Annotated in this window: 19 protein-coding genes and 1 tRNA gene; 7 read left to right on the top strand and 13 right to left on the bottom strand. The window is 60.2% G+C overall.

What is annotated here, in order from left to right:
* From BLW62_RS03500 to tatA, 4 genes are all read right to left on the bottom strand, one after another.
* A complete protein-coding gene (locus BLW62_RS03500) occupies positions 1–2,070 on the bottom strand; it encodes a type II secretion system F family protein (RefSeq protein WP_090505222.1) in 2,070 nt (689 codons plus the stop codon).
* Positions 2,067–6,317 carry an ATPase, T2SS/T4P/T4SS family gene (locus BLW62_RS03505; RefSeq protein ID WP_090505224.1) on the bottom strand — a complete coding sequence of 1,417 codons (4,251 nt, stop codon included), beginning with the start codon at positions 6,315–6,317 and terminating at the stop codon, positions 2,067–2,069. Before BLW62_RS03505 ends, BLW62_RS03500 begins: the two co-directional genes overlap by 4 nt.
* Positions 6,318–7,180: 863 nt before the next feature.
* Positions 7,181–7,253 (bottom strand) — tRNA-Arg (locus BLW62_RS03515).
* Between the two features lie 18 nt (positions 7,254–7,271).
* Positions 7,272–7,589: a twin-arginine translocase TatA/TatE family subunit gene (gene tatA, locus BLW62_RS03520; RefSeq protein ID WP_090505230.1), complete on the bottom strand. Its 318-nt coding sequence runs from the start codon at positions 7,587–7,589 to the stop codon at positions 7,272–7,274.
* Positions 7,590–7,895: 306 nt separating this feature from the next.
* Here tatA and BLW62_RS03525 point away from each other — a divergent pair, with 306 nt between their 5' ends.
* Together BLW62_RS03525 and BLW62_RS03530 are read left to right on the top strand one after the other, a co-directional pair.
* A complete protein-coding gene (locus tag BLW62_RS03525; protein ID WP_090505233.1) occupies positions 7,896–8,375 on the top strand; it encodes a redoxin domain-containing protein in 480 nt (159 codons plus the stop codon).
* Between the two features lie 85 nt (positions 8,376–8,460).
* Entirely contained in the window at positions 8,461–9,276 is an 816-nt protein-coding gene (locus BLW62_RS03530) for an HD domain-containing protein (RefSeq protein ID WP_090505235.1), read from the top strand.
* A gap of 24 nt (positions 9,277–9,300) precedes the next feature.
* On the opposite strand, the gene BLW62_RS03535 is transcribed toward BLW62_RS03530, so the two are convergent.
* Positions 9,301–9,525, bottom strand: coding sequence for a MarR family transcriptional regulator (locus tag BLW62_RS03535; protein ID WP_090505238.1), 225 nt, complete (start codon positions 9,523–9,525; stop codon positions 9,301–9,303).
* 156 nt (positions 9,526–9,681) lie between these two features.
* Between BLW62_RS03535 and BLW62_RS03540 the strand changes: the two genes are divergently transcribed.
* Positions 9,682–9,876: a XapX domain-containing protein gene (locus tag BLW62_RS03540; RefSeq protein ID WP_090505241.1), complete on the top strand. Its 195-nt coding sequence runs from the start codon at positions 9,682–9,684 to the stop codon at positions 9,874–9,876.
* A 39-nt stretch (positions 9,877–9,915) separates the two neighbouring features.
* Here BLW62_RS03540 and BLW62_RS03545 read toward each other — a convergent pair whose 3' ends face one another.
* The 7 genes from BLW62_RS03545 to BLW62_RS03575 form a co-directional block, all read right to left on the bottom strand.
* Entirely contained in the window at positions 9,916–11,220 is a 1,305-nt protein-coding gene (locus BLW62_RS03545; RefSeq protein WP_090505243.1) for a 5'-deoxyadenosine deaminase, read from the bottom strand.
* A 43-nt stretch (positions 11,221–11,263) separates the two neighbouring features.
* Complete coding sequence (locus tag BLW62_RS03550; RefSeq protein WP_090505245.1) at positions 11,264–11,452, bottom strand: hypothetical protein; 189 nt, start codon at positions 11,450–11,452, stop codon at positions 11,264–11,266.
* A 94-nt stretch (positions 11,453–11,546) separates the two neighbouring features.
* On the bottom strand, positions 11,547–13,436 hold the full coding sequence (locus tag BLW62_RS03555) for an FAD-binding protein (RefSeq protein WP_090505247.1): 1,890 nt from the start codon (positions 13,434–13,436) through the stop codon (positions 11,547–11,549).
* A 1-nt stretch (position 13,437) separates the two neighbouring features.
* Positions 13,438–14,313: a succinate dehydrogenase/fumarate reductase iron-sulfur subunit gene (locus BLW62_RS03560; RefSeq protein WP_090505249.1), complete on the bottom strand. Its 876-nt coding sequence runs from the start codon at positions 14,311–14,313 to the stop codon at positions 13,438–13,440.
* A 2-nt stretch (positions 14,314–14,315) separates the two neighbouring features.
* Entirely contained in the window at positions 14,316–14,678 is a 363-nt protein-coding gene (locus tag BLW62_RS03565; protein ID WP_076578995.1) for a succinate dehydrogenase/fumarate reductase transmembrane subunit, read from the bottom strand.
* Complete coding sequence (gene sdhC, locus BLW62_RS03570) at positions 14,678–15,073, bottom strand: succinate dehydrogenase, cytochrome b556 subunit (RefSeq protein ID WP_076578997.1); 396 nt, start codon at positions 15,071–15,073, stop codon at positions 14,678–14,680. Before sdhC ends, BLW62_RS03565 begins: the two co-directional genes overlap by 1 nt.
* 208 nt (positions 15,074–15,281) lie before the next feature.
* Positions 15,282–16,394, bottom strand: a complete 1,113-nt coding sequence (locus tag BLW62_RS03575; RefSeq protein WP_090505251.1) for a succinylglutamate desuccinylase/aspartoacylase family protein — start codon at positions 16,392–16,394, stop codon at positions 15,282–15,284.
* Positions 16,395–16,589: 195 nt separating this feature from the next.
* Between BLW62_RS03575 and BLW62_RS03580 the strand changes: the two genes are divergently transcribed.
* From BLW62_RS03580 to katG, 4 genes are all read left to right on the top strand, one after another.
* Positions 16,590–17,339 (top strand): GNAT family N-acetyltransferase, encoded by a 750-nt coding sequence (locus BLW62_RS03580; RefSeq protein ID WP_090505252.1) that lies wholly within the window; start codon positions 16,590–16,592, stop codon positions 17,337–17,339.
* 371 nt (positions 17,340–17,710) lie between these two features.
* Positions 17,711–19,180, top strand: a complete 1,470-nt coding sequence (locus tag BLW62_RS03585) for an oligosaccharide flippase family protein (protein WP_090505254.1) — start codon at positions 17,711–17,713, stop codon at positions 19,178–19,180.
* Positions 19,181–19,273: 93 nt separating this feature from the next.
* Positions 19,274–20,632 (top strand): RimK family alpha-L-glutamate ligase, encoded by a 1,359-nt coding sequence (locus BLW62_RS03590; protein WP_090505256.1) that lies wholly within the window; start codon positions 19,274–19,276, stop codon positions 20,630–20,632.
* Between the two features lie 233 nt (positions 20,633–20,865).
* Complete coding sequence (katG, locus tag BLW62_RS03595) at positions 20,866–23,049, top strand: catalase/peroxidase HPI (RefSeq protein ID WP_090505258.1); 2,184 nt, start codon at positions 20,866–20,868, stop codon at positions 23,047–23,049.
* 408 nt (positions 23,050–23,457) lie between these two features.
* Here katG and BLW62_RS03600 read toward each other — a convergent pair whose 3' ends face one another.
* Positions 23,458–25,305 (bottom strand): PGF-CTERM sorting domain-containing protein, encoded by a 1,848-nt coding sequence (locus BLW62_RS03600; RefSeq protein ID WP_245726659.1) that lies wholly within the window; start codon positions 25,303–25,305, stop codon positions 23,458–23,460.
* Between the last annotated feature and the right edge of the window lie 11 nt (positions 25,306–25,316).

A 25,316-nucleotide genomic window follows, 5' to 3' on the forward strand; every position in this document is an offset into this window, starting at 1 on the left:
TTAGGCCACCATCGTCCACGCGATCAGTGCGACCGTTGCCAGCGATACGGCGTACTTGATCCCGCTCAGCAGGTCCGCGTCTCGCATGTATCCACAGATGAATCCAGACATGATCGCCTGCAGCGTGACGGCGTGAAAGAACACCAACGACAGCATCTGGATGTCGATCGCTTCGGTCATGTCCATGCCTTCCATGTCGCCACCGCCGCCGCCGGCATCGGCATCGGCATCGGCTTCGCCACCCTCGAGTCCGGCCATCGTCTCGATGAACTGCGTCTGGAGAATCGCCATGACGGCGAGGACGGTCAGGAACGTCATGACGATGATCACGACCTGCATTCGAGTTCGGGACTTTCGTTCACGTTCGATATCGTCTTGATTCTCACTCGCCTGTGCTGCCGTTCGAAGCACGTCGGAGATCTGATTCGACGCTTCCTGTGCCTCGGTGATCAATCGCGTAATCCGGGCCAACCGCGGAATGTGATACTTGTTGTTGAACTCGATGAGCGCCTGTTTGAGTCCCGTTCCGTAGTTGACTTTCGTGTGCATCATCTCGAACTCGCGAGCTAACTTCCCGCTCGTCGTATCGGAGACCGCTTTGAGCGACTCGAGTAAGGTCAATCCGGTGTCGTTCGAACTCGAGAGTTTTCGAAGGTCTTCCGAGAGTTGGCTCATGACCGAGTTTCGGTGACGGAAGTTCCACTCACGGAAGATGGCGAGTGGAATCCCCATGATGTACAGCGGGGCGTAGATGTAGATGAACGTCCCCCAGATCGGGTTGTCGAGCATTCCCTGCCAGGAAAGCGGTGCCGATCCGGTCATCATCGCGCCGGTGACGATTACCAGCGTGAGGGGGGCCGTCAACCCGAGCGTGTAGAGCGGGTTGTCTCGGAAGAAGATGTGTGGCCGCTGGAGGATCTTCTTCGTCTCGTGGGTCCCCTCGCGTTTCTTGATGCGACTGAAGACGCTGTGTTCGCCTGTGAACTGCTCGACGAGCCCAAGGTCTAACAGCCCATCATCTCGGGCAGTCTCGACACGCTGACTGCCGCCGTCCATCTCGAGGTACCCATCACCGGGTTCGTCCTGTTTGACCGTCGAAACCATTACCAGAAACCCAATTCCAGTCATCGGGATCAGCCCGTAGACGGTCATGAAGATCATCGAGTCCTCGACGTTCGCATCCGGGATCATCTGCATCGTGACCATGATGATGATCAACAACAGCGGAAACAGCGACAGCGTCATGTACATCTCGCCGAACAACTCGAGCGTCTCGAGGGTGATCTCCTGTTCTTGTTTGGAGGTCCGCAGGTGCTTTTCTTTCTTGTCCTCGAGGAAGCTCTCCATATCACCACCGCTGTTGACGATCGAGAGCATGTCCGTCAGAAACTGCGAGAGTTCGTCACTCGGCGTCTCGAGTGCCTGTGTACGGATCGCCGTTCGATAGTCGACGTCGAAGTACTCGGTCTCCTTGACGATGCTCTGGAACTCTTTTGCGACCTCTCCGTAGGTGTCGTCGGCTTCTGCCATCGCCTCGATGATCTCGAGTTGGTTGAGTCCGCCGACCGACAGGGCGTACATGAACGAGACGGAGTCGGTCAGCAACATGTTGATCTCGCGCTTGCGAGTGGACGCTCGAGAGTACGGAATTGCGACCAGCGAACCGAACCCGAGTGCGAACCCAATCGACCCGAAGACGAGACCGGTTACGAAGACGAGCGCGGGGATCCGAAGCGTTTCGATGAGGTTGAGCACCGTCTGGCTCCCCACGGGAATACCGAGTAACTCGTCGATTTGAATGAGACCGGTCGCGAAGAGTCCGTAACCGAGAACGAGTCCGAGGATCCACAACGCGAGGCCGCTGATGAATCCGATCCCGAGCGAGCGAGACAGGTACAACTCGACCGTATCGGTCATCCGGGACTGGGCGAGTTTCGTCTCGACGTCTTTGACGAACGTGCTATCTTCGTCGAAGAGGCGCTCGTAGAGCGGATAGAACGCTTCTCCGAGGAGATCGGTGCCACCCGAAAGACTACCCGAGTCGCGGTTGCCACCGGTTTGGAGGCTCATGAGTTCGTCTCCTCGCTGTCGTCTAGCGTTGACTCGCCGTCAGTCGTCTCGTGGTCGGGCGTGTCGGCATCGGCGGCCGACTCGTTGTCGTCGACCGTCTCGTCATCGTCGGCCGTCTCGTCATCGTCGACCGTCTTATCGTGAGAGAAAATCGAATCGTCCGTCTGCACCTGATCGGTCGAGTCGAAGAGTGAATCGTCGTCGTCTGGCGTCTCGTCGGTCTCGGAGAAGACCGAGTCAGTTTCGTCTTCGAAGAGCGACTCGTTCCCCCCAGTATCGACAGCTGCGGCGTTGGCTGTCTCCTCAAGCGATGCATCCTCGCCAGTGTCCTCTTCGGCGACGTCCCCCTCTGACTGGCTGGTTCCGTTATCGTCAGCATCCCCATCTTCGAGAGCAGTCGTCGATTCTCCCTCCCCAACATCGGCTTCTTCACTCGAGTCTGGCGGTGCAGCGGGTATCGCTTCGTCGTCACTAGTCTCGCCTGACGACGCGGCTTCTGTGGGATCGCCAGCCATCGGTTCAGGCGAAGACGACGGGTCGTCCTCGTCGTTTTCCGTCGCCTCGTCTTGGTCATCATCCGACGCGTCACCTAGTTCGATCGTCGGTGGATCGACACTCTCGTTCTCCTCCTCGTCCGAATCACCTAATTCGATCGTTGGAGGGTCCGCACTCTCCGTATCGTCGACCTTCGAATCACCTAATTCGATCGTTGGAGGGTCCGCACTCTCCGTATCGTCGACCTTCGAATCACCCAATTCAATCGTTGGCGGGTCGATGCTCTCAGTTTCGTCTGGATCTGGCTCGCCGGCATCGGCCGGTTGGGTGTCGTCGCTCTCCGACTCGTCCGATTCGGTTGTCGACGAGTCACTCGTCGTCGATGGTGACTCGTTGACTGCCGTGTCTTCAGATTGCACGTCCCGAATGGCCGTCTCGATGTCGTCCGTTTTGCTGCCAGCGTCGGTACTCTTCGACGGGTCGTTCCCATCAGGGTCGAAGATCGACTCGAAATCTCCGTCGGGAAACAGTGACTCGGTGTCGAGATTGTCCGTCGACGGTTCGGCCTCGAGCGACTTCGATTCGGCCGGTGAATCGGTCGACTCGAGTTGATCGATCGTCTCTCCCATATCGTCGAAAAGGCCGCCGAGATCATCTTCGTCGGGATCGTCCGACGGGAATATCGTCGCCGATTCGTTTGGAGTCGACGCCGCTGGGGTCGATGCTGATTCACCTGCTCCCGTTGACGATTGCTCCACAGCGGTTTCTGCGGACTGTGTATCGGCTGTACGCCGTCGTTGGTTGGAATCGCTCTGGTCCTCTCGACTCGAGGAGGCTGACGCGTCGGCTGTCGTATCGACTTCGCCGGAAGCGCCGATTTCGAACCCAGTGTCATCGCTGAGCCACGCCGGTTCGCGTTCGCCATCCGCTGTCTCGACACCGAACGCGCTCGAGCCGTCGTCGAGTTCCCACTCGTTTTCGTCGACGGCACCGTCGGCACTCTCCTCGAAGTCGAAGGCGTCACCATCGCCCTGTTCGACGTCGATTGGTTCTTCGTCCTCGATGTTGCCGAGTGCACTCGCGAGACCGCTTGGCACTTTCCCGCGATACTCTTCGAACAGCGACTCTTCGGCGCGCTCGAGGATGTCCATCGAGAGGTTGTACGTCTCGCTGCTCGCATCCGGTCGCGGAACGAGTTCTTCTTTCTCCTGATCGACGTCGATCAGGACGCTCTCCATCTCTCGCAGGTCGGTGAGACTCTCCTCGAGTTGTCCGTTTGCGATGAGCGTGAGAATCGTATCGGGGTCGTTGATGAACGCCTGTGCGGTCGCCGCTACCTCCGCGTACGTGTTGAGACCGTTTTTGATGAGGTATGCGAGGATAACTTCACGCTTGAACAGTTCTTCTTGAAGTTTCTCGTTGCTCCACCCACGATCGAACTGGATCTCGTCGAGGGTGTTCGAGTCCCCCATCTTGAGGTACTCGTCCGTCTCCGCTTGCCACTGGTAGACGTCCTGGACGTTGATCTCGTCGTGTTCGGCCTCGTAGTGGTTGATCTCGGTCAGCGATTTGTTCCGGCGAACCTTCCGGCCCTGTACCCGCGTCTGGGTCTGAATCGAAACCAGATCCAGCGCGGTGAACATCGTCTTCGAGACGTTGATCGGATCCGTCGTGAACCGTTTGAGGACCTCGTCGACGGAGTCCGCGTGGAAGGTAGTGTAGGTGGTGTGGCCCGTCGACATGACCTGGAAGAGCGTCCGTCCTTCCTCACCACGGATCTCACCCATCACGATGTAGTCGGGACGCTGTCGGAGCGCGGCTTCCAGCAAGTCGAACTCGTCGACGTCACCCTGTTCGTCGTCGGAGAACGACGGCCGCGTAACGCTCGCGATCCAGTTTCGCTGTGGCAACTCGACCTCGCGGGTGTCCTCGATGGAGACGATTTTCGCGCTGCTCGGAATGAACAGCGAGACGGCGTTCAGGGAGGTCGTCTTCCCCGATGCCGTCCCGCCGGCGAAGATCAGACTCTTGTGGTTCTCGATGGCGAGCCAGAGGAACGCCATTTCGTCGAGTGAGAAGGTGTTCCAGTTGATGAGGTCGATCGGGGTGAACGGCACGTCCTTGAACTGGCGGATCGTGTAGTTCGTCCCGTGATCCGACACTTCTTGGCCGAGTGTGAGCTGGGCACGAGAGCCGTCGGGCAATGTTGCGTCGACCTGTGGGAGCCGTTTACTGATCCCTTTGCCCGAACGCTGGGCGAGTTTGACGACGAAATCGTCGAGTTCGTCGTCGCCGTGGTAGATGTTCGAAATGATCTGTTCGTACTCGGAGTGGTAAACGAAGACGGGGGAGTTGTACCCGTCACACGAGACGTCCTCCACGTTGATGTCGTGTTTGATGCCGTCGATTCGCTCGTATCCGATGAAGTTTCGCTTGAGCTGGTAGAGTAACTTCTCGACTTGGTACTCATTGAGCGTATCCGGATCGTCAGCGAGAATCGCCGGTTCGGGGCGAACCTCGATACCCTCGAGTTGCGTCGTTTCGGGGTCGCTCATCGGCTCCAGTTCCCCTTCGGACGCCGCTTCGTCCGTGTCGTCCTTGGCAGAACCGTCCTCGTCGGCCTCGTCGGACTCGTCGGACTCGTTGGATTCGTTGGATTCGTTGGATTTGTTGGATTCGTCGTCGAGGATGTTCTGGAGACTCTGTAGGTCCCCCAAACTCTGGAACGTCTCGAGAATGCTCTGTTGTGTGCCACCTCCCGTCTTCTCGAAGAGGTCGTATCGTTTCAACAGGCGACGCGCCTCGTCTTCGATGACGACTCGGCGACCGTCTTCGGTCGCTTTCTCTTTGATCCCGTCGTCAGAGTACTTGATTGCCGTTCTGAGTTTACCCGAGAGGAACTCCTGTAGTTCCAACTCGATCTCGTTCAGATACGGCTCGACCATGTAGTATTTCTTCTCGTTTTCCTTCTCGGAGTGGAAGATGACGACGTAAGCGTAGGGTTTGTTGACCCAGTAGCGTTCGACCTCCCGGAAGTGGGTCTTCTTGTCCATCGGGACGGCCTTCTCGAGGTCGTACCGATTCGAAACAGTCGTGTTCCCGTCGACGCTCGAGAAGAAGTCGTCTTCGTCGATTTCGTCTTGGATGTTGACCGTTCGTTCCTCGACGAGTTCGTCGAGTTCCATCGCGGCTTCGTCGCCGGCGAACAACCGCTGCTCGAGCGTCTCGGGGTCGAAGCCGAGTGCCTCCTCTTTGTCGTGACGGATAATCTCGCCGTCGCCGTCGCGCGGGCGGGAGCCGTCGTCGTCGTAGTAGTACTCCCACTTGTAGTGTTCCCACGTCCAGACGTCTTTGGTGACCGGCGTCGTCTCCGGGTCGACGTACTCGAGAAAAATGTCCTGCAGGACGTCAGCATTGTCGCCGGCGACGGGCATCGTCTCCGAGCGGAGGTCGTCCGGGTGGATTCCGAGATACGCTGTGGGGTCGAAGTCGACGCGATCCCAGTCCGCGCCGGTCGGAACCGTCTGCGATTCGTCGGTGTCGAGTCCGAGTTGCTCGTCACCCGTGGGTTCGTCGGGGTATAGCGTCGATACCTCGGTTCCGTACCCGTGTTCGATCATGAAGTCCTCCCACGTGTACTCGCCGACGCGAGCACTGGGATTCGCGTCTGCATCAGCACCCGACTCGAGATCGGATTCCTCTCTCTCAGAAAAGTCCCCAGAATCCGATTGGTCGGCGTCGTCAATAGCCATTAGCTTCATCCAAACTCTCACCCTTCAAAAGATTCATCCACACAGTACCATATCTGATAATCACACAGACGGCCCCGAGTTTCTGTATTCTCGATTTCTGTAAGTCCGTAACCGTCGCGTTCTGTGAGATATAACAGGGATGGGATGATATGTGCTCACGACCAAACCTCTATGATCATATCATAATATCTATAGATGAACTTGGATAGACTCCTTCACTGTGACTGCGACCGACGCTGGGTCACGACGAGTGAGAGCGACGCGGTAGCGAGAACACAAACTCGTAACCGTTCACAGACGACATTTTCTCAACGGACACGTTGTAGAACGTTTTCAGTGATACCACTCACACCAACGCGTGGCGTTCCAACGTGGAGTAGCCCCATTCACCACGAGCGGGGTATCTAGCTAATCGTGCCACCGACCGCTCGGAAGACGTCGGCTCGTTGCTCGAGTAGGGGTACTCGAGGGAGCGACTCCCCGTTCCCGTGGATTGAGAGGTGTACGGACAAGAGAGACGAACGTCGGTTCGCGGGCGTGGCGGACAGGCGCGGCGGGATTCGAACCACGGTCGTTTCGCTACGCTTCACTCTCTGATTCGAATCCGTGCCCGTCCGCTTCTCACGTCCGTTCGTCGCGGACAGGCGCGGCGGGATTCGAACTAAAATCAGACGTGCTCGCTTCGCTGTGCGCGACTGATAGGCTTCGATCCCTCCCGATCCGTTATCGGCTTCGCTCTGCCCAGCACGATAACGGGCGTGGCGGGATTCGAACCACCTGAACTTCGCTCGCTGTTGCTCGCTCGTTCCGTCGTTCAAGAATCCCGCCATGCCGGTTCGCTCGCCACAACGTGGCTCGCTGCACGGGCGTGGCGGGATTCGAACCCACGATCAGAAGGTTAGGAACCTCCTGCCCTCTCCGCTAGGCCACACGCCCCTCGAGAAAAGAAATCGGTTAGCTGGATTCGGCTTCCGTCTCGGTTTCTTCGGTGACTGGCTCTGTGTCGACGAAGTCATCTTCTGCCTCGTTGATTTCCTCGCTGTACTCCTCTTCGAACTCCTCGTCAGTGCCGTCGAACTCCTCTCGCATTTCCTCGAGTTCCGATTCGACCTTTTCACGCCCTTTCTGGAATTCGCCCATCGCTTCCCCCGTCGATCGGGCGAGCTTCGGGATCTTGTTTGCCCCGAAGAGCAAAATGGCGATGAAAAGGATGATCAGGAGTTCCGGACCCCCTGGGATAGGGGCGAACAGCGGTGCGATTTCGACTACCATCTCTATGCGTGGCTTATCCGCTGGCAATTATAACCTTTTTGGACCGCACAGTAAAACGGGACTCCACGAACGTCCGTTTCAGCGGGACCTCCGAGCTAATTACACCTGTGTCACTCGAGAATGTATTATCGCATCCCGTGTGATCGACGAGGGAGTAACTCGCTGTAATGGTGATACGTGTCCGCTCTAGTATGTGTGTGTCTACCGACCACTCCCTGCGATCGGAGCGTCTGAGGGGCGATCTCGGTGGGGCTACTGGTTCCGCGAACGAAACTGTCTTTCCCAGTTATCCGCAACTACCCACTGATGCCTGAAACCGGAGACACAGCACCAGACTTCACCGCACCGCTCGCAACCGGCGACGTCGAGTCCATCACGCTCTCGGAGCGCCTCGAGGACGGCGCGCCGATCGTACTCGCGTTCTTCCCGGGCGCGTTCACCGGCGTCTGTACGACCGAGATGTGTACGTTCCAAGACCGTCTCGCGTCGTTCAACGACCTCGACGCGAGCGTCTACGGCGTCAGCCGAGACTCGCCGTTCGCACTCAACGAGTTCCGCGAGCAAAACAACCTCGAGTTCGGACTGATCAGTGACTTCAACCAGGAGATCATCGACGACTACGGAATCGCGATGGACTTCGCCGACCTCGGCGTCTACGGCGTCGCAAAGCGCTCGGTCTTCGTCGTCGACGGCGACGGCGAAATCGCCTACTCGTGGGTCAGCGACGACCCCGGTGTCGAACCCGACTACGACGAAGTCGAAGCCGCCGTCGAAGACGCTGCGTAAGGGCTACTAACGCGAGAGGGACTGCTGATCGACTGCACGACCCGATTGCCGTAGGGCTTTTTTAGTCGGCTATCGACGTTCTCGTATGAGCGATTCTGCTGGCGACGACCCATCGCGTCGTGTCTACCGTCCTAATGTGGACCATCACTTTCCCGACGAGAAGTTGAACACCGTCCTCGAGTTCCTCGACGACGACGAAGAGATTGAAGCCTACCTCGAGGCACAGAACGTCAACGCGGTCGACCGAATGCGCTACAACGACCACGGCACGAAGCACATCGAGATCGTCCGAAATCGGGCGCTGTGTCTCTACGACCTTCTCAAGGCTGGGAACGTCGATTTCAACGGCGCGCGCCAGCAGGGATTGGCCGAGGCAGACGAGTCGGTCATCATCGCACTCGCCGCGACCCTCCACGACATCGGACACGTCGTCCACCGCGACGAACACGCGTTTTACTCGATTCCGCTGGCTGCCGACGTCCTCGATCGAGTCCTCCCCGAGTTCTACGACGTCGCCGAGACGGTCCGGATGAAAGGCGAGGTCCTCCACGCAATTCTCTGTCACCATCGCACCGAGACGCCGCTGACGACGGAAGCGGGCGTCATCCGCGTCGCCGACGCCCTCGATATGGAGCGCGGGCGCTCTCGTATCCCCTACGAACACGGTGGGCGCGGCATCAACACTCTCTCGAGTCAGGCGATCAATCAAGTCACCCTACAAGAGGGCGATAGCAGCCCGGTAATGGTCGAAATAGCGATGACCAACGCTGCCGGCGTCTACCAGGTTGATAATCTCCTCAAGGCGAAACTCGAGGGCTCCGGCCTCGAGGAACAGATTCGGATCGTCGCCGTCAACACGAACGAAAATCGCGAGCAGTTAGTCGAGCGAATCGAACTGTAACGCTCCAGTGGCCACCTTCACCGATTAGGTGAGGTGGTATCCGGATTCCGTCCGCTCGAGGTGGCCTCGGCTTCGAAGAGTACCGATAATCGAGAGCGCCGTTCCTTTCTTGAGTTCGAGATCTGCACAGAGCGCTTCGGTCGTCGTCCCACCGACAGCACCGATGTACAGATAGATCAGTTTCGCTCGAGGCGACTCGAGGTCGTTGGGCACCGCGACGCTGTGTCGGGATTCGTCGTATCGTTGCATACGAAACTGGCTCAGTTTCGACAATAATAAATCTACGTATCGACGATAGTCGAAATATCAGGGGCGGCTTCGGGTTGTTTGGGCACACGTGACAGATACCGGAACAATGCCGTCGGAAGTCAGCAGATTTTCCTTCCTCCCCTTCCGTGTCTCGATATGAATTACGAACTCGTCTTGTTAGGTCTCCTTACAGGAACGATCACCGGTGCGTTCTTCGCCCTCGTCGATGTGCCGATTCCTGCTCCACCTGAGTTGCCCGGATTGATGGGTATCGTTGGGATCTATCTCGGGTACAAACTCGTCGAGGCCACGGACGTGAGCACGGATATCGCTGGCTGGCTTGGACTCTAAACAGTCGCGACGATTCGTCGGTTGACGAAGTTTGGGTCGTCAGGGGTCGATGTCGAGATCGGCTGCAAACTCGCGGGCCCGCTCGCGGATCGATTCTGCGTCTGCGACCAACACGTCGCCGTCTCGCACGAGCACGTCACCGTCGACCATCGTAAACTGCACGTCGTCGCCGCGAGCCGCGAAGACGAGGTGGGAGTGTACGTCGTGAATCGGCGTTCCGCGCGTCACGTCCGTCTCGAGGCCGATGATGTCGGCTTTCCACCCTTCGCGAAGCGCACCGACGCGCTCGAAGCCGGCCGCCTTCGCGCCGTTTATCGTCGCCATCTCGAATACCGTCTTCGCGGGAAGCGCCTGTGGTTCGAGACGGTCGACCTTCTGGAGGAGCGAGGCCTGGCGCATTTCCGTGAACGGATCGAGCGTGTTGTTACACGGCGGGCCGTCGTTACCCAGCGCGACGTTGATCCCTCGCTCGAGGTAGTCGTCGACGGGTGCGACGCCGCTCGCGAGCTTCATGTTCGAGGACGGACAGTAGGTCACGTGCGTCCCCGTCTCGGCGAGTACCTCGCGCTCGCTGTCGTCGGTCCAGACACAATGTGCCAGGACGACGTCCTCGCCGGTCAACCCGACCTCGTCGAGCCAGTGGATGTTTCGTTTGCCCGTTTCGTCCTCGACTGTCGCGACCTCGTCGCGATTCTCGCTCGCGTGGGTGTGAATCGTCACGCCGTCGTAGGCGTCTGCAAGTTCTCTCGTCTCTCGAAGGCACGTCTCGGTACAGCTAACGGCGAATCGCGGCGTCAGCGCATATCGAATTCGGCCGTCCTCGACGCCGTGATACCGACGGATGAGCCGTTCGCTCTCCGCGAGCGCCTCGTCGGTCTCCTCGAGCAAGCCCGGCGGCGAATCCTTGTCCATCATCACCTTTCCGAGTCGCCCGCGGATGCCGAGTTCACGGGCCGCCTCGAAGGCCTCCTCGGCGTGAGAAACCGACAGGTGGTCGACGCACGTCGTCGTGCCGCTTTCGATCATCTCGAGGTATCCCAGTTCCGCGGCGACGCGCATCTCCTCGGCCGAGAGCGACGCCTCCATCGGCAACACGTACTCGAAGAGCCACTCGAGCAACGCAGTGTCGTCGGCAATGCCGCGACCGAGACTCTGGACGGAGTGTACGTGCGCGCCCACCGTTCCCGGCGCGACGAGGTCGAGGGCGTGATGTTCGTGCTCGGGATAGGACTCGAGACAGGTCGTTCGGTCGTCGACGGCGACGATTCTATCGTCCTCGACGACGACCGCGCCGTCGTGAAGTACAGTGTCAGCGTCGACGATAACCGTCCCCGACAACAACATATCGAGAGAGGATAGCCGGCCCCGCCGCTTAGCTCTGTGGATCTCAGGACGAGCCGACCGACAGTGACGCCTTCGATAGTCCCCACGCGAGACAGATCAGGGTCGCGAACGTGATGTAGCCGACGCCGAGTGGGAGAAACAACAACGGCAGATAATCGGCGAAGAGGTATCCAGCGACGAGGAGTACTGGAATCAGGACGAGATTTATCCGGACGAATCGCTCGAGACCCATCTACCTCCTATAATCGGCAGAAAACACAAAGCTTTGCTGATCTCGAGTGAATCCTCGAATCGCGGCCGAGAAGAGAATCGACGGCTGGTGTGGATCAGTAGCTGCGGACTTTCGGCTCGTAGGTCTTCTCCTCGCCCTCGAGGATCACCGGGCGATAGAAGATGTTCGGTTCGCCATCCTCCCAGGAGATGAGCGTGTGTTTGAGCCAGTTTTCGTCGTCACGCGTCTGGTTCTCCTGTCGCCAGTGTGCACCGCGGAACTCGTTACGGACGAGTGCGCCGAGTGCGATCGTTTCGGCGACGTCGATCAGGTTTCGCGTCTCGATGGTCTGCTGGAGGTCGGTGTTGAACGTCGTGGATGGATCGTCGACGTAGACGTCCTGGTACTCCTCGCGACACTCCCGAATGAGGGTCAGTGCTTTCTTAACGCCCTCCTCGGTTCGGAAAACGTTGACGTAGTCGGTCATCGCGTTTTGGAGCTTCTGGCGGATTTCGGCGTGTTGGACGCCCGTATCCTTGTCCATCAGCGAGTCGACGTGTACTCGAGCGTCTTCGACCGTCTGTTCGAGGACGCCGTCTGCGTCCGCCACGACACCACCGTCGGAGCGGGCCTCCGACGAGGATCGCGAACCGTCGGTTCGCTCACCACCGTCGGCAGCGACGTCGTCCGCGGTCCCGAGGCCGGCAGCGCCGGGCTGGACTGGGAGTTCGGTGTCGGTCTCGTCTTCGACGTCGTCGCCGTAGCCGGTCCGGATCTCCGGTTCGCCGAGATCCTTGCCAGCAGCGTGGTAGCCGGCGCGCTTGCCGAAGACGATGAGTTCCGGCAGCGCATTGCCACCGAGTCGGTTCCCGCCGTGGACGGAGACGCAGGCACACTCGCCCGCTGCGTAGAGGCCGTCGATACAGGTTTGACCGTTCTCGTCGACCTCGATGCCGCCCATCGCGTAGTGTTGGCCAGGCTTGACTGGCATCGGCTCGATGAGGCCGTCGACGCCTTCGAAGTCCTCTGCGAGGTGCAGGATGTTCTCTAGGCGGTCGAGAATACGCTCTTCGCCAAGGTGGCGCATGTCGAGGTGGACGTACTCGTCCTCGACGCCGCGGCCCTCCTGTACTTCGGTGAGTTCCGCACGCGCGACGACGTCACGGGAAGCGAGTTCGCCGGAGTTGTTCGCGTATCCGTGCTCGAACATGAACCGCTCGCCGTCGTTGTTGTAGAGAATGCCACCTTCGCCACGGACACCCTCACTGATGAGGACGCCGGTCGATGGGAGCGAGGTCGGGTGGAACTGGATGAACTCCATGTCCTCGAGTGGCGCGCCCGCACGATACGCCATCGCGTGACCGTCGCCGGTACAGGAGACGGCGTTGGTGGTGTGATCGAAGGCCTGGCCGGGACCACCGGTCGCGAGAACGACGCCGTCGTTCGCCTTGAAGCCTTCAATGTTGCCCGTTTGGACGTCGTAGGCCACGATGCCGTGGCAGTCGCGTTCGTTCGGATCGTCTTCGTCGCTGACGGCGAGGTCCATGACGTACCACTCGTCGTAGACCTGAATGCCGCGTTTGACGACCTGCTCGTACATGACGTGCAGGAGGTGGTGGCCGGTTTCGGCACCCGCGTAGGTCGTCCGCGGGTACGAAAGGCCACCGAAGGGACGCTGGGAGACGCGGCCGTCCTCTTCGCGGGAGAACGGCATTCCCCAGTGCTCGAGTTTGATCGTGTCTTCTGGGGCGTCCTGTGCGAGGGTCTCGACTGCCGGCGCGTCGCCGAGGTAGTCCGAGCCCTTCATCGTGTCGTAGGCGTGGAGTTCCCAGTCGTCGCCTTCCTGCAGAGCGGCGTTGATTCCCCCTTCCGCTGCACCCGTGTGGCTGCGAACCGGGTGGAGTTTCGAGACCAGTGCGACGTCCGCACCCGCCTCGTCCGCTGCGACCGCAGCACGGAGGCCGGCACCGCCTGCGCCGACCACGATAACGTCGTGTTCGTACATATTACCAGAACTTCAGGTTTTTCTTGACTGCTTCCCGCTTGAGCTCCTGAATGTGCTCGGTGAGCGGGATATCTTTCGGACACACTTCCGTACAGGAGAACTGCGTCTGACAGCGCCAGACGCCGTGTTCTTGCTCGAGGATCCGGAGTCGGTGTTCCTTGACGTCCTCGGGTTCACGATTGTCCATCGCGAACCGGTAGGCCTTGTTGATCGCGGCCGGGCCGAGGTACTCGTTGTCCCCTGCAGCAATGTTACACGAGGACATACAAGCACCACACCAGATACATCGGGTCGACATCTTGACCTTCTCGCGGTTCTCCCGCGTCTGGCGCTGTTCTTCGAGGTCGCTCGAGTCGGGCGTCTCCTCGTTTTGGAAGTACGGCTCGACGGTGTGCATCTGGTCGTAGAAGTGATCCATGTCGACGACCAGATCCTTGACGACCTCCTGGTGTGGCAGCGGTTCGATCCGAACCGGGTGCTCGAGGTCGGCCATCTGGGTTTTACAGCCCAGTCGTTGCTTGCCGTTGACGAAGAACGCGTCCGACCCACAGACGGCCTGTCGACAGGAGTGTCGGAAGGTCAGCGAGGAGTCGTAGTGGTCTCGGGCGTACATGACCGCGTCGAGGACGGTCATCCCCTTCGAGAAGGGGACGTGGAAGTCGTCGAAGCGCGGTTCCTGTTTGCCCTCGACTTCGGGATCGTATCGGAACACTTTGATGAGGACTGTCTCGCCCTCGAGTTCCGACTTGTCGGCCGTCGTCTGGTCGATCTCGCCGTCTTCTTTTTCCTTCTCGTCGACCGGCGATTCGGCCCCCCGCATTTCGGGGTCTTTCGGTGCTTCTTGACTCTCGGGTTGTTCGGGTTGTTGCGTACTCATACTTACCACCCCGCCATCTCGACTGCAACGTAGGTTCCCTGTGCGATGAGTGCCACACTCGCAATGACAAGCACTGCGAGGACGACTTTCTTCTGGGTTCCAGCGAGTCCTTGGTTGACCAGGGCGTTGTAGACGCCGTTGACGCCGTGGAAGGTCCCGGCGATGAGGAACAGGACCATCGTCAGGAAGTAACCGACGTTCTCCATGCGTGCTTGGGTCCCTGCGAACGTTACGTCGGCCGCGTGGTTCACGAAGTGCAAGAGGAAGAAGTGGAATGCGAGAACGATGACTAAGAACGCCGCCGTAACGCGCTGAAGAAGCCACGCAGTCCCACCAGGGGCAAACGAAGAGTATCGTTCCGCCATTAGATCGTCACCCCGTCCATGAAGGTTGGGACACTCGCGATGGTGATGATCGCCGTCAACACCAGCGAGGCGTAGAAACTCTTGTCCTGTGCGTCGAGGCCGACACCGAGGTCGACCATCAGCAGGCGGAGTCCGTTCAGGATGTGGAACACTGCCACGGCGAGCAGACCGACCTCGAGCACGCGGATGATGAACAGCGACTCGAGACCCTGAATGGTGTTCGTATACGCCTCAGGACTGGTTAACGCACTACTCAACACGGCGATGTGAGTGAACAGGTAGCCGATAAGCATCCACCCGGTGAACTTGTGGAAGATCCACGCCCACATGCCGGCTGAGAACTCCTTCCAGCGACCGAAGTCCTCGATGAGACCGCGATTGTAAGACTGACTCATACGCTCATGTTGTCCGTTAGACCGCGGGGGTATAGAAGTTACTTTTGTCGCTCTAAGGCAGCCCTCTCCGAGCCAGTTTGCCGACGACGAACACGGTTGCTAGCGAATTCGAGGTGTACGAGACTGGAACGCGTGTTACTACGGCCCTCGCGAAGACCAGACACACCATCTTGTGGGGAGGTAGTCGGTGGAATCATCCTGTGAGGAGTTAGTCGGTGGAATCGTCGTCGAAGTCCTCGCCGGTCGAGTGGAGTTCCGATTGTGAACTCGTCGTCGTTCGCTCGCGCTCGAGTGCCGTTCGAGTGACCTCCGAGAGGCCGACGAGGTGACACAGCGGATTGCCCGGATAGACGACCGGGTTCTCGAGAACGCCGACGATGAGGCCGGTAAACGGGGCTTCGACGGAGACGATATCGTCTTCTTCTTTGAACGGATTGGTGATCGAACAGATAACCTCGCCCGCTCGAACGAACGCGCCGCGGCCGTGTTTCATGTCGACGATCCCGCCGGCGTCCGCGCGAAGCCACGTCTTCTCGTTCTCGTCGTCGATGACGGTTCGCCAACCGGGCCAATGCACCGACGACTCTCTGTGGAGACCGAACTCAGCGAGGACGCTCGCGACGCCGGTGAGTGCACGGTCGATGAGTCGACGCTGGAAGCGGTGGGCTTTGCCCATCTCGACGGTAATCGTCGGCACGCCAGCCTCGGTGGCTTCTCGCCTGAGCGTACCCGAGGGACCTTCGCCAGCGATGATCACGTTCGAACTAAACGCCCTCGCGAGACGATTGACCAGTCGGTCGTCGGTCTTCGCTCTGACGTGAAGCATGTTGGTTCGTCCGCGCGTCGACGTGTGGAAGTCGATGCCGAGATCGCACGGTTCGATGAAGTTCGTGAAGATTCGATGGGCCATCCGGCGAGCGCTGGTCGAGCCCTCCCGGCCCGGGAACGAACGGTTCAAATCGCGATCGTAAATCGGCAGGTACCGTTCCTGTGCGAGAAAACCGGGAACGTTCATCACGGGGAGACAGACCAACGTGCCGTAGAGATCCGAGTGATCCCAGTCGTGGGCGACCTCGCGAACGACTTCGATTCCGTTGAGTTCGTCGCCGTGGGCCGCCGCCGAGAGGAAGACCGTCGGGCCGGGCTGTTCGCCGTTGATGACCGTGACGGGAATTCTGACCGGGTCGCCGAGGTAGGTCTCGCTGATCCCATACCGGATGTTGGCCGTCTCGCCGGGATCGATCCGTCCACCGTCGTACGTAAACGCCTCGGCTAAGGGGTCGGAGCCGTCCCGTGTTGACCCACCCTTCTCGTCGCTCATGAGAGTGACTCCGATGGTGTCACTGTTGAATCTTCGCCTCGACAGACGCGGATCCCCTATTCGGAAGGGGTGCCTTTCAGTCGAATCTCTCGCGAAACGCTCTCCCTCGAACCCGTCACCGTCGATGTCATTCAACAACTGGAAAAACTAACCACGTGGGTATACGTTTAGTAGGAGGGCATGGTAGCACCTGCTATGGAAATTCGTGAAGCGACCGACGACGACATCGAAGCGATCCGGTCGATCGCACAACGTTCGCTGAAATCGACGTACACGGACTTTCTCGAGCAAGATACCGTCGACGACGCAGTCGAACAGTGGTACGGCGACTCCTTTAGCGACCAGATCGCCGACGACCACTCACTCGTGTTGGTCATCGAGCGCGACGGCGACGTGATCGGCTTCTCCCAGAACGATCTGATCGGCCAACGCTACCGAACCGGGCGAATCCTCTGGCTTCACATCGACCCCGACACTCGAGGGAGCGGAACGGGCGTTCGACTGCTCGTTCGCACGCGGGAACTCCTCCTCGAGGAGGGCGCAGAACAGATCCAGTGTCTCGTCCTCGCGGACAACGAGGGCGGCAACGAGTTCTACACGAGCCACGGGTTCGAGCAGGCCGGACAGCGCGAGGTCGACATCGGCGATGAAACCTTCACGGAGAACGTCTACGTCGAGAGCGAGATCGGTGACGAGGGCTGGGGTGCCGTCGACGAACTCGAGGTCGACGGCGAGCAGATCTACGTCAGCTACGGCGAGGCCGCTCGCGGCGCGGAGGCACCGTTCTACCGGACCTACGAAACCGAGGACCGGGCGGAACTCTACGCCTGGTTCTGTGGCAACTGTGACTCGATCGATAACACGATGGACACCATGGGTCGCATCGAGTGTAACGTCTGTGGCAACCGTCGGAAAGCGACCCGGTGGGACGCGTCCTACCTCTGAGAGCTTCGAAGACGACCCGAGACAGTGGTTTGTGGTCGCTCGGTCCTCGGTGATTGTCCGTCAAATACGAATACCATGAGTACGCGATTGTCTCTTCAGCGAATCGTTCGGTTCAACCGCAAATAGATCAGTGTAGGCGACGGTTACCGCCGCGTTCGGGCGTCGTTTCCATCCACATTCACCGTTTGGACTGGGTCTCGAAGCCGTCTGTCGGAGCCGACTGCTAATCGGGTCGGGCGAGCGTCGCAGCCAAAGCAGGCCACCACCACGCACAGTTGTCACTGCATTACAATTGAGCGGATCGTTAACCGATCAACTACGTTGGTCTCGCTCGCCATTTCGACGGCCGAACGCTCACCCATACATTTCGAATGAGTAGACAGGAGCACATCGTCCACGGATTCAAAGCAACGCTCGTCGCTCGAGCAGTCTACATGATCTCGAGCGCGCTGTTGATGTTCTTGCTGGCGCGGTACCTGCTCGATCCCGATGGCTACGGCACGTTGTACTGGGTGATCGGCATTCTCGCCGTCGTCCAGTTGGTCGCAGACCTCGGCATCGGCAAGTCGGTCGCGCGCTACGTCTCCGAGTACAGCGAGAAAGATCCCGGGCAGATTCCACACTTACTCACCTCGACGATCACATTCAAACTCGTCATCATCTCGGTCGTGGGCTACCTGCTGTTCGTCTTCCACGAACACCTCGCGATCGCGTTAGGCGACCCTTCGGCCGCGCCGTTTCTCGCAGTCGGCATCCTCTACGTCGTCGCGATGTCGTTTTCCACGTTCACGCAAATCGTCTTCCAAGGGTACAACCAACTTGTCTACAGCGCGGCCGTCCAGGCGTTCAGCGGCTTCGCGCGCCTCATCTTCGCCATCGCGTTCGTGTTGTTCGGCCTCGGGGCGCTCGGGGCCTTACTCGGCTACATCGTCGGCTACGCACTCTCTGCCGTCGCCGGCCTCCTCGTGCTCTACTACAAGTTTTACCGCCGCCACGAACCGGCCGAAGAGTACGAGGAGGGACTCTCGAGGCGGTTGCTCGAGTACAGTATTCCGCTGACGGCGACGCGAAGCGCGAACGTCATCGACAAACAGATCGACACCGTCCTCGTCGGGGTGTTTCTGACGCCGACGGCGGTCGCGTTCTACACGCTCGGCAAGCAGATTTCAGACTTCGTGCTCGCGCCGGCGGAGTCGCTTGGCTTCACCATCTCTCCGAACTTCGGCGAGCAGAAGGCCTCGGGCCAACTCGAGCAGGCGCGACGGATCTACGAGACAGCGCTGTCGAACACGCTGTTGTTGTACATTCCAGCAGCCGTCGGCCTCGCCATCGTCGCGGAGCCGTTCGTGACGATGACGTTCGGTGCCGACTACGCTGGGGCAGTACCGGTCCTCCAGATTCTGTCGGGCTTCATCGTTTTACAAGCGATCACGAACTTAACGAGCGACAGTCTGGACTATCTGGGACGTGCCAGACATCGGGCTATCGCGAAGGGGGCAACCTCCGTCGCGAATCTCGGACTCAACATCGCTCTCATTCCGACCATCGGCGTCGTTGGCGCGGCGGCCGCGACGGTCGCGACGCACACCGTTTACGTCGCCGTCAACCTCTACATCGTCCATCTGGAACTCGACCTCCGATTGCTCCGTCTGGGGCGGTCGATTGGGTTGGTCTGTCTCATCACCGGCGTCATGGCCGTCGCCGTGATGCTCGTCACGCCGATGGTCTCGAGCGTCGTGATGCTTTTTGGCGCTATCGCACTCGGCGCGTCCACGTGGGCAATCCTCGCCGTCGCGAGTGGGTTAGTCGATCCACGAGAGGTTCGTGCGGCGATTAGCTAACGACGTATCAAAATCGACGATATCGTCACTGAGCAAGCACGTACCGACGTTTGACGACCGCATACTTTTCCGTTGCCTCGTCGTGGACGTGATATGGCTGCGACCGATACTCATCCTGTGGACGACCCCGTTACCGTCGGGGTGTTGAGTCTCCACACGAGCAAGGAGACGAAAGCAATTCTGAACGCCGTCGACAAACTGGGCCACGAAACCGAGTGGCTCCGGACGGAGAACACCTCGATCAGCGTAACCGACGGCAGCGTCGTCCTCGAGCCACACGTCGACGTCATCGCGAACCGAGTGTTGCTCTCGAACACCGAACAACCTGCTGAGGAACTCGGCATCGTGAACACGTTCGCACAGCTCGTTCCGACGCTCAACGAACCCTCGACGGTTCTCACGGCGATCCACAAGCTTTCGACGGCGACGACGCTCGCGGCGAACGACGTCCGAACTCCCGACGTCACGCTCGCGTTGAACAGCGAGCAGTTGAACGCCGTTCGAGACAGATACGGGGAAGAAGCGGTTTACAAGACGGCAATCGGAACCCACGGCGGCGGGACGTGGAAAGTCAGCGGCGACGATCCGATCAACGCCAAAGTCGGGAACCGATACGCGTTCTTACAGCAACTGATCGACCGAGACGACGCCCGCCACCGGGACGTCCGTATCTACGTCGTCGACGGCGAGATCATCGCGGCGATGTATCGATACGCCCCCGATAACGACTGGCGGACGAACGTGGCACTCGGCGGTGACGTCGAAGACGCGACCGACGACCTCCCAGAAGAAGCTCGAGAGATGGCGCGACGGGCGGCTAACGCGATTGGACTCGACTACGCCGGCGTCGACCTCGTCGAAGGCGACGAAGGGTGGTTCGTCCTCGAGGTGAATCCGACGGCTGGCTTCAAGGGACTCTTTTCGGCCACGCACGTGAGCCCAGCACCCTACATCGCCAAACTCGCCATCGAACGCGCCGGCGGCGACGTCGACGACGAACGCGTCGAGGAACTCTCGGCGGTCCTCGACGATGCCCAGCCCGCGGCACAGCCGGTTCAAACGCCACAAACTGAACCCGAGGCGAGCGTCATCGGCTACACCGAAGAAATCGTGCTCTCGGGGACCAGCGGTTCGACGTCCGTCTACGCCAAGTCCGATACCGGGGCGACTCGGACGAGCATCGATACGGCTCTCGCCGCAGAGATCGGAGCAGGGCCGATCAAGTCGATCACGCGCATTCGCTCTGGCAGTTCCAAGACGGCCAAAAGCCGACCCGTCGTCGACGTCGTCGTCGGCGTCGGCGGCAACCAACACACCGTCACGGCGAGTGTCGAGGATCGCAGTCACATGGACTATCCCGTTATCCTGGGTCGCGACATCCTCGGGAACTACCAGGTCGACGTGAGTCGTCGTGTCGACGGCGACACCCCCGATACGCCCGAAGAGGAGTGAGCGTCGCTCCTAGAAACCGAGTAACTCCGCAGACGCGGAAGGCGACGCCCACGAGAAAACGAGAAACTGGCGTTTCGACGCGGTTAGGTGTCGGATGTCGCCAGTCGTACTGTCTCTACCGCCGAAACCGAGACTAAAAAAGTTCTCGAGGAGCGAATTTTATTTCCTATGCCACGAAGACAACACCACCGGATTAGCAAATCTTAATACGTGAAAGTAGCAATCGTACAGTGATGACTAAGTCAAACCAAGACTGGTGGCCAAACCGGTTGAACGTTGACATCCTCGATCAGAACGTCCCCACGTCCAACCCGATGGACGAGGACTTCGACTACGCCGAGGCGTTCGAGAGCCTCGACTACGAGGAGGTAAAGGCGGACATCGAGAGCGTCATGACCGACTCTCAGGAGTGGTGGCCCGCCGACTACGGCCACTACGGACCGCTCTTTATCCGGATGGCCTGGCACAGCGCCGGCACGTACCGCACCAGCGACGGTCGCGGTGGCGCTTCCGGCGGCCGACAGCGCTTCGCGCCGCTCAACAGCTGGCCGGACAACGCGAACCTCGACAAGGCCCGCCGACTGCTCTGGCCCGTCAAACAGAAGTACGGCCGCAAGCTCTCGTGGGCCGACCTGATCGTCCTCGCCGGAAACGTCGCACTCGAGTCCATGGGATTCGAAACGTTCGGCTTCGCCGGCGGACGTGAGGACGACTACAAACCAGACGACGCCGTCGACTGGGGACCAGAGGACGAGTGGGAAGCGTCCGAGCGCTTCAACGAGGAGGACGAACTCGAGGGAACCCTCGCTGCAACCGTCATGGGCCTGATCTACGTGAACCCAGAGGGGCCAGACGGTGAGCCGAACCCAGAGGCGTCCGCAGAGCGGATTCGCGAGTCGTTCGGCCTGATGGCTATGAGCGACGAGGAGACGGCCGCACTCATCGCCGGCGGTCACACGTTCGGGAAGGTCCACGGGGCCGACGATCCGGACGAGCACGTCGGAGCAGAGCCCGAAGCAGCCCCGATCGATCAACAGGGCCTCGGCTGGGAGAGCGCTCACGGCTCGGGCAAAGGCGGTGACACGATCACCAGCGGTATCGAAGGACCGTGGAACACCACGCCGACCCAGTGGGACACGAGCTACATCGACAACCTGCTCGAGTACGAGTGGGAACTCGAGGAGGGCCCAGGCGGTGCCTGGCAGTGGACCACCCAGAACGGCGAACTCGACGAGGCCGCACCGGGTGCGGAAGACCCAGACGAGAAAGAAGACGTGATGATGCTCACGACGGACGTCGCGCTCAAGCGTGACCCCGAGTTCCGTGAGATCATCGAGAACTTCCAGGAGAACCCACGAGCGTTCCAGGACGCGTTCGCGAGGGCCTGGTACAAGCTGCTCCACCGCGACATGGGCCCAACGGAGCGACTCGTCGGTCCGGAAGTGCCCGACGAGGAGATGCTCTGGCAGGACCCGATCCCCGACGTCGACTCCGACCTGATCGGCGACGAGGAGATTTCGGAGCTCAAAGCCGAGCTTCTCGACTCCGACCTCTCGGTCTCACAGTTCGTCAAGACCGCCTGGGCGGCGGCGTCGACCTACCGCGACAGCGACAAGCGTGGCGGCGCGAACGGCGCTCGTATCCGCCTCGAGCCCCAGCGAAGCTGGGAGGTCAACGAGCCCGAGGAACTCGAGTCGACGCTCGAAACCTACGAGACGATCCAAGAGGAGTTCAACGGCTCTCGCTCCGACGACGTGCGCGTCTCGCTTGCCGATCTGATCGTGCTGGGTGGCAACGCGGCCGTCGAACAGGCCGCCGCGGACGCCGGCTACGACGTCGAGGTGCCGTTCGAGCCCGGCCGTACCGACGCCTCCCAAGAACAGACCGACGTCGACTCCTTCGAGGCGCTCAAGCCCGAAGCCGACGGCTTCCGGAACTACTACAGCGACGAGGCCGACGAGTCACAGGAAGAACTGCTGGTCGACAAGGCAGACCTGCTCGACCTGACGGCACCCGAAATGACGGTGCTCGTCGGCGGCCTGCGCGCACTCGACGTGACCTACCAGGATTCCGGACTCGGTGTCCTCACCGACCAGCCAGAGACGCTGACTAACGACTTCTTCGTGAACCTACTCGACATGGACTACGAGTGGGAAGCGTCCGGTGACTCCCAGGACGTCCTCGGCTGGGAAACCGCCGCTGACTCCGAGATCGACCAGGTCTTCGAACTCCGCAACCGCGAGACGGGCGACGTCGAGTGGACCGCCACCCGAGCGGACCTCATCTTCGGTTCGAACTCTCGACTGCGCTCCATCGCGGACGTCTACGCCTCCGCCGACGCCGAGGAGAAGTTCGTGCGTGACTTCGTCGACACCTGGAGCCACGTGATGCAACTCGACCGCTTCGACCTCGAGTAATCGCTCTCGACGTATCGGCCTCGAGAGTCGGGCTGTTCGGCCCGCCGTGTTTCGACTGCGGATTTTCTTTCGACGTACCCGGCCACCTGTCAGCGACGAAAATACGTCCACGCTGAAGGACAGCCTCGAGTCTCGAGACTGATGTCGTCGCCTCAGGCTCGTTGACGGACGACTGCGAGGGACCTTCGCCTCGACTGTGCAGTTCAACTGGTACATCCGCTTCGGAGACCGGCAACCGGACGTACCGTGAGCGGTCGCTCGCAGACGGCACGTGCCAGTCACCCTCCGTCCCGACACCTCGTCTGCAGCCAACATACCGGGGGTCGACACTGCGTCAGCGAGTGACCGAGGGGCGAAAAAATCACCGTGAGTTGCGTACGCAATTCGTTCAGCAACCGAAACGAGAGGTTACCGATCGAAACGCGCCCACATCGCTATCGAGAGGAGTGCGACGAGGGCGGCGACTGCACCGAAGCCGGGGATCGAGTCGTCATCGTCCGACTCGTCGTCGTCGCCTACGTCGGTCTCGAGGTAGTTGTCGACTTCTTCCATGTCGAGTCGCGGGTGATCTTCGTCCCAGTCGCCCGGCATGTGGATCTCGGTGTCGTCCGCGACGATCGAATGCTCGCGGATGTCGTCTTCGTCGTCATCGTCGTCGGCCATGTCGGTGACGTAGACGTAGCCGGCGTCGTCGTCGCCGTAGATGTGTTCGACCGTCAGTCCGTGGTAGCCGTCCTCGAGGTGATCCTCGAACGCACCGAGGTCGTCGAAGGAGGCACCGGTTTCGAAGGTAACCGTTCCGTCGTCCATATCGAGGTCGAACTGCATGAGTTCGAGGTCAGCTTCGTCGAAGGCGGAGACGAGCTCGAGTGCGTCGTCGTCGACGGTCGGGTCGTTCTGGAGGTCGTTGGCCATCGTCGTGATCGCCGTTTCGATGATCGCCTCCTGTCCGACTTCGAGTCCCATCTCGAGGTCGATTTCGTCGCCGACCGTTTCCGCGTGAGCGTCGATCACGAACTCGGGCGAGTCGATATCGCGGTCCGCGAGTTCGTCGGTGTAGGCGTCCCAGTTGTCAGTCTCGGAGGTGACGTCGACGACGAATTCTTGCGATCCGCCGGCTGCGTCGAACGTCACGTCCCACTCGGTCGTCTCGGTGAGGTCGGCCGCTGCCTGGGCCTCGTACATCTCCTCGTAGTCGTCGAACTCGTCGGCCGCGTCGTCGTCCATCTCGTCGCTCGCTTCAGCGAGGTCCATCATCGCGAAGGCAGACGATTCGAAGCCGCTGAACGCGACGTCCCAGTGGCCGTCGACGGTCGTGTCGTCCTCGGCGAACGCGAGTTCGAACGTCTCGAGTTCGGCGTCGAGGATATCCGCGGCGATCTCGTCGGCCTCACTTTGCGTTACGTCGAGTGTCGGATCGGTCGCGAGATCCTCTGCGACGAGTTGCTCGAGGCCGTCTTTGGCGTTCTCGAGTTCGACCGTGTACTCGATGTCGAGGTGACCGTCGCCCATCGCGTTGACGTTCTCCTCGAAGTCGTGGTCGTGGATTGTGACCGTGACGTCGCTGCCGAGGTCTTCTGCGACGACCTCGAATTCGTCCTCGAGGGTCGCCTGTGCAGCGTCCTCGGTATCCCAGTCGTGGGTTTCGAACTCGATGATCACGTCCTGTTGTGCCATCTCGAGCGTGTAATCGTCACCCGTCTCCGTGATCTCCAGATCGAGGCCGATCTCGGGTGAATCAGGGGGTGCGTTGTGTGACATGTCGAACTCACCCTGCGTGGCGAGATCGTCTGCACCCATTACGACGGAACCACTGGTCGAGATGGACTCGTCAACGGTCGCTTCCGGCGGCGAGTCGGAGGCGGCGAGTGCCAACTCGAGGTTCGCGTCGAAGTCGTTCGTCGACTCCGTTTGCTCACCAGTGACGTCCATCGAGAAGTCCTCGACGTCAGCCGGTCGATCGGCGGCGAGCGAGCCTGAGGACTCGAGGCCATCGTTGTCGAGGGCCATCGAGAACGCAGCGGAGACGTCGTCTTCGATCTCGTCGGTGACGAGCGCGTACGCCACCGACTCGGAGATATCGACGCCGAACTCACCGCTCGCTTCGTCGTCGATCCCGTCGTCTTCGTCGTAGACGAGGACGGCCCCACCGTCGTCGTCGACGAACACCTCGTCGGCAGGCTCGGCTTCCTCCATCCCTGTGTCTGCCACAGCAGTGCCTGCTGCGACCGACGTGATCATGATGAGAGCCATCATGACTGCACCTA

Source organism: Natronorubrum sediminis (genome assembly GCF_900108095.1).
Classification (GTDB): domain Archaea; phylum Halobacteriota; class Halobacteria; order Halobacteriales; family Natrialbaceae; genus Natronorubrum; species Natronorubrum sediminis.